Source organism: Gardnerella sp. 26-12 (assembly GCF_001660745.1).
In the GTDB taxonomy this organism is placed as follows: domain Bacteria; phylum Actinomycetota; class Actinomycetes; order Actinomycetales; family Bifidobacteriaceae; genus Bifidobacterium; species Bifidobacterium swidsinskii.
This window is the reverse complement of record NZ_LWSR01000089.1, coordinates 1-6,483: the sequence shown is the minus strand read 5'-3', so window position 1 is coordinate 6,483 and position 6,483 is coordinate 1. Positions and strand designations below refer to the sequence as shown.

Sequence of the window (6,483 nt, the reverse complement as noted above, 5' to 3'; positions counted from 1 at the left end):
GGGGGGGGGTATTCGTTTCCTCGCCTGCCTATGCTGACGGTTATGTAGACGGCACTGGCAACAATGTTTATTACGGTTTCAAAACTGATGCAAAATATGCCGAGGCTCATTTCAACATTGACGTTGAATATTACGATACCTTTGAGCACGCCAAAGCTGGCGGTACTGAAGGCATAGACCCTCTTGGTAAATTTGTTCGCGTTCATTATCTTTCTAATTGCCACAACAATGCTACAGCTGACGATTGGCGATTCCGTCCAATGTGGTGGTTTGGTGTTCCTGCTGGTTTGAAAGATCCTCAAGATATTCAATTTAAGCGTATTGAAAAGTTAACAAAAAATGGCAAGGAGCAGGTTAAACCTGCTGGTTCTTCGCAATATATTACAACCGACGCAAACGGTTATGGCGTTGTTTCTGACAAACATTTTAATAGTCCTAAGGAATGGACTAATATTTCTAATTATTATTTTAGTGACGAAAATATTCTTGCCAGCAAAGGCTGGAAACAGCTTATGGGCTTGGGTACCAAAGACAATAAAGGCTACGATAATGCGGGCAATACCGCACAACAATGGGAAGAATACCAAAAGCAAACTCAAGGCCTTAAGGGTATTTTCGTAGACTGGGAGTCTGCTGGTCAGCGTTGGTATGACATGACTTACGTTTCCGAGATGGAAGACAATGCATGGAAAGAGCGTGACACCAATCCGCTTCGTTTTGCCGCTGGCGTTTACCGTTTTGCAGGTAACTGGCACTATGCGGTTGGTCAAAAGCACAATACGCCAAAGATTGCGGATTATTTGAAGCTTGCGTATCCAGAGGTTACAAAGGTTAAGAAGACTAACGCTTTAAGTGAAGCCGAGCAAAAGGCTATTAAAGAAAAAATTGAAAAAGCGAATGAAAACACCAAGTACTTCAAGGAATTAGTTGCTGATAATGGTGTTGTGGTAAATAAGGATGGCTCTGCAACTATCACTTTCAAAGACAAGACGACTCGCACGATTCCTGCAAGCCTTCTTGTTGCACAAGATGAATCCGACAGCGACAGATATAAGCCAGTTATGCCAGATCGCATACCTGTTGTAAAGCCTGATTCGTTAAGTGATGATGATAAAAAGGCTGTTATTGATGCGTTCAAGAAGGCGAACCCTGATAGCAGCGAATTTAGCAAGCATCTTGCCAAGGATAATGCTATTGCTTTCGATAAAGACGGCAAGAACCTTGTTGTGACTTACGAAGATGGCTCAAAAGCTACGATTCCTGCGTCTGAGCTTGTGTTCCAAGGGCCAAAAATCTCCGATTGGGCGCCTTACGTGGTACCTGATCCAATTGAGGTTGGGAATCTTTCTAGCTTGACTACAGAAGAGCAAAAGCAAGTAACCGATGCTTTTGATAAAGCAAACGCTGACTTGGATGTTTATAATGCAGCCAAGAAGGATGGCAAAACTCCTGTAAGCTTCGATAAAGACTTCAAGAACGCCATCATCACTTGGGCAGACGGTTCAACAACAGAGATTCCTTCTTGGCAATTCTTAAAGCAAAAGGCTGCTGAGGAAAATCCAACTCCAAAGCCGCCTGCTCCAACTCCTGCTGCTGAAAAAGAGTTCATCGTTGAACGTCCTGAACAACAATCAAGGGTTAATTTCGATCCCTTTAACGCTACACAAAAAGACGTAAATGATAATAAGACGCAGCTTGATGCTATTGTCTCTCAATTTATGAAGAAGCTTAAAGCTAAGGATGCTAAGAATCCTGATACGTCTGTAACAATCAAAGGTGTTGAATTTAAGATAGTAGAGGGTAAGGGCGTAGTAGTATTCCATGCTGACAACTACAAAGATGCTACATACCCAATGAGCGTATTCCTTAAGCAAATGGCAAATAAGCAAACGCCTCAGACACCTTCTACGGAAACTAAGACGGAAACTGACAAAGACAATCCAGGGAATACCTTTACTTATAAAGTTACAAAGACTGAGATTGAGGGTAATACACCAACTGTTCCAGAAGCTGTGAAGGCATTAAAGCAGTTTGTAAAAGACAATTACGATAATGTAACTGAAGATGATTTAGCTACTGTTGCAGACAGCGTTGAGGTTAAAAAAACTTGGACTCCAAAAGCCGGTACTAAGAATATGGGTCCTTACGGTGTATCTGGTAAGAATGGTGGACCGATGCTTAGTATCAGTTTACGCGATGATAAGGGTATCAAGGTTATTGGTCGTCCATGGGCTGACAACGATGATGGGGGAGATTGGGATTCTGCCTCGCAAACCGAATTGATTACCATCCAAGCTAACGATTTGTATGTTAAAAAGAACAGCTCTCAACCTCAAAAAGATAATACGATTGACAATCTAAAGCAGCAAGCTAAGGATTTGCTGAAGAAGCGCAAAGGTGCTCCTGACAATCTCACTAACGAAGATTTGAAGCGCGCTGGCATCGACAATCCTGATCAGTTGGATGATTCCAAGATCGATAGCATGGCTCAAGGTCAAACAGCCGAGAAGGACCTGCGCGATCTTATTCGCAAGCTCACCGATGCCAAGAAGGCTGAGCGCAAGTACAATCCAATTCCTGAGATTGAAGTTACCGACCCAGAAAATCTGTCTGAAGCTGATTTCAAGAAAGCTGCGGAAGCATTCTTGAAAGCCAATTACGATGGCACGGATTCACTAGCAGAAGATAAGGCGCCGTATAACGTTCCTACGAGTCTCACGCCAAAAACAGATACAGTTAAGATGGAGCTTAGCTCAACTTCTAATGCTAATGGCATTGCAAAGGTTACATATAAGAATAGTGATTTTACAACACTTGTGTTCCAGGATTCTGCTAATAATGATTTGTTCTCCGTTAAGGTAACTTATAAGAAGGCGGGAACCCCTGCGCCAACGCCTGATGCTGGTCAACTCCAGCAGATGAAGGATGATGCGAAGAAGATTATCGACCGCAATCCAAAGCTTACTGAGGAGCAAAAAACCCAGTATAAGAATGAGATTGATAATGCTAAAGGTGCTGATGATATTCAGAATATTCTTAAGAAGGCCAACGAGCAGGCTGGCAAGAATAATGTAACTCCTGAACAGTTAAAGGAAAAAGAAAAGAAAGACAAAGAAAATAAGGAAAAAGAGCAGAAAAAAGAGGAAGATAAAAAGCAGGAGGACCAGAAGAAGCAAGAGCTACAGGATAAGAAAAAGAAAGCTTCTGATGCAATTGATGGTCTTGGCAATCTGACTCAAGATGAAAAGGATAAGCTCAAGGAAAAGCTGAATGGAAAGAGTGGGGATGCTACCAAGCCTGGTGCTAAGACTCCTGAAGAAGTTCAGCAGATTTTAGATGAAGCTAATAATCTTAATGAAGCGCACAAGGATGTTAGTGCTGGCGCGCTTCCATTCTTAAGCCACGGCAATGCTAACAGCGAGGACGATAAGGCTCTTAAGGAGTTAATTGGTTCTGATCCAAGCAAGAAGGATGCAGCACTCACTGCTTTGGAAGATGCTCTTGCAAAGAAGGATCCTGCTGCTACTGCAGAAGAGATTAAGAATGATCTTGACGCAGCCAAGCGCCAGAACGCAATTAACGAGCAGAATGCTAAGAATGCTGGTATTGCCAAGCTTGATGCTAAGAAGGCAGAACTTGATGCAGCATACAAGGCGTTGAATGATGAGCAGAAAGCAAAAGCTAAAGATAAGTATGAAGCTGCCACTAAGGCAATCGATGATGCCAAGAACACTGTTAACAGTGCAACAAAGCCTTCTGACATCAAGAATGCTGTTGATGGCGTGAAAACTTCGTTTGATGACGCAAACAAGGCAATCGAAGATGCTAAGGGCAAGCGCGATACTTCTCAGAACACATACGATGATCAGTCTGTACTTAATAAAGAAAAGGAAGATCAGAAGAAACGCATTCAAGATAGTGATCTTCCAGATGCTGAAAAGCAGAAGGCTATTGATGACATCAATGATGCAAAGAAGATTGGCGACCCAACTGCTATTGCTAATCGCGCTTTGAAGGCTAAGAAGATAGAGGATGCTAAGAAGCAGATTGCTGCGCTTGATCATTTGAACAATGCGCAGAAGGAAGCTTTCAAGAAGATTATTGAAGATACTGATGCTTCTGATCACAAGAACGCTGACGGTACAACTTCTGACGACATCGACGACGCGCTTGCCAATGCTACTGCAACCGATACTGCCATGGCTCGTCTTGAAAAGCTGAAAGAGATCGCTGATAAGTTCGCTAAGGGCGACAAGTATAAGGGTCTGCAAGAAGGCAATGAGCAAAAGAAAGCGTTTGACGATGCTGCTACTGCTGCTGGAGCCGTGCTAGACAAAGCTAATGGCGATCCTAAGGATGCGGATCAGGTTAATGAGCTGTATAAGGATCTTCTTAAGGCAATGCAGGCGATTGATGACAAAGTTAAGGGTGCGGGCGTAAGTACTGATGCACTTCAGGCTGAAGTGGATAACGATTCTAAGCTTAAGCCAACGCCAGCTAATCCTAACGATTCCACTAAGCCGGCTACACCTGGCGATCCTCTGTACACGACCGCTTCTAAGGAGAAGAAAGAGGCCTTTGATCAGGCACTCTCTGACGCGGAAGCGGCATTGAAGAAAGCTAAGGAAGATAACGCAAATCAAGCGAAGCCAGACTCTACTCCGCGCACTCCCGAGCAAGAGGCTAAAGATCAACAAGCGGTAGACGACGCACTTCAGAAGCTTGAAAATGCGCGTAAGGCGCTTGATGGCGTTGATACCAAGCCGTTGCAAGAAGAGATTGATAAGGATAGCAACGTTAAGAACTCAGATAGGTATACGTATTCTACTACGACGGAAAAGAAGACTGCGTTTGATCAGGCTCTTCAAGATGCTAAGGATCTTATCGATAAGCTAACTGGTACGAAGAAGGCTGCTGCAGGCGAGGAAGATGTAACAACTAAGACTCAAGCTGAAAAGCAGAAGCTTGTTGACGCTGCTCTTGCAAAGCTTAAGGCAGCTGAAGAGGCTCTTGACGGTAAGAAACCAACTCCGACCCCAACTCCAAGTCCACTGCCAACTCCTGGTTCTGGTTCTGAAGCTGGTTATGGTGTGAATGATAATGCGCCTACTACTGTGGATAAGGGTGAGTTGAATGTTCAGATTCAGGGTGCTGAGTCTGATTCACAGCCTGGAAATGCTGATAATGGTAACGCTGGTGCTGGCGTAAACTCGGGTAATGCAGGTAACGCTGCTAACACCAATGCTGCCAACGCTAACGCTAATAATGCTAATGGCGCAAGTTCTGCTGCTGTGAACGCTGCGGTTGAAAGCAATCCGGCTGTGAAGCAGGCTGATGCTCAAGTTTCTAAGGCTCAGGCGGCTTTGGATGCTGCTTTGGCTGAGGCTAAGAAGGTTGCGGCTGATCCTAACGCAACTCAGGCTCAGGTTGATGCTGCAGCTCAGAAGCTTTCTGCTGCTCGTAAGGCTTTGGCTGCTGCTAAGGCTCATGCGGCTGATGTTCGTGCTTCTGTGCGCGCTCAGGTGTTGAAGAGTGGTAGTGCTGCTCAGCTTAGTAAGACTGGTAGTGACGTGTCTGTGTTTGGCTTGTTTGCTGCAACTCTTAGTGCTGCTGGTGCTGCGCTTTTCTCAACTAAGCGTCGTGGTACTTCTCGCCACAGTAGTAAGTAGAATATTTGCTAGCTGGTCTGGTTATTGCAGATCAGCTAGTTTTAGAGCTGCTTAATGTTTGCTTAATTGTATTCAGTAAGTTTGCTGAGTATTGGGTTAATTAGCATAATGAAGTTAATGTAAAACGTGTCTCACTTTGCGTCTTTCTTTACTACGCAAAGTGAGGCATTTTTGTATGAGAATATTTTTATTTAACACGAATTGAAACAGTCTTGAAAATATGGGAGAATTACCACATGACTACAGTTATTATGCATACTTCTGAAGGCGATATAAAAATCAATTTGTTTGACAGTAAAGCGCCTGAAACCGTCAAAAATTTTGTTGGCTTAGCTACTGGTGAGCGCGAGTGGCTTGACCCATTCAGTGGAAAACCTTCGCATGAGTCATTCTACGATGGTTTAACTTTCCACCGCATCATTAAGGATTTCATGATTCAGGGTGGCTGCCCACTCGGCAATGGAACTGGCGGTCCTGGATACGAGTTTGACGATGAAATTGACGCGTCCTTGAAGTTCGATAAGCCTTATTTGCTCGCTATGGCAAATGCTGGAAAGCGTCACGGTCGTGACGGTCGTTTGCATGGCACTAACGGTTCGCAGTTCTTCATTACAACTGTGCCAACTCCATGGCTTGACGGTCACCATACAATTTTCGGCGAAGTTGCTGACGATGAATCGAAGGCGGTTGTCGATAAGCTCGAGGCTGTTGCGACGGATCGATCTGATGCTCCTCTTGAGCCTGTAGGTATTATTTCTATTGAAGTTTTGTGATTAAACGTTATGATTTAATACTCTTTAATATTCTTTAATAC

The 6,483-nt window shown here is 44.0% G+C and carries 2 protein-coding genes; both read left to right on the top strand.

The annotated features are described in order from the left end of the window. Positions 1-5,669 (top strand): GA module (locus A5295_RS04715; protein WP_231875290.1); only part of this gene is annotated, 5,669 nt, incomplete at its 5' end. Positions 5,670-5,905: 236 nt separating this feature from the next. Continuing rightward, complete coding sequence (locus A5295_RS04710) at positions 5,906-6,442, top strand: peptidylprolyl isomerase (RefSeq protein ID WP_064621922.1); 537 nt, start codon at positions 5,906-5,908, stop codon at positions 6,440-6,442. Positions 6,443-6,483: the final 41 nt, after the last annotated feature.

Coding starts and splice junctions, on each gene's coding strand:
- A5295_RS04710 (WP_064621922.1), top strand. CDS start 5,906: ATGACTACAGTTATTATGCATACTTCTGAAGGCGATATAAAAATCAAT.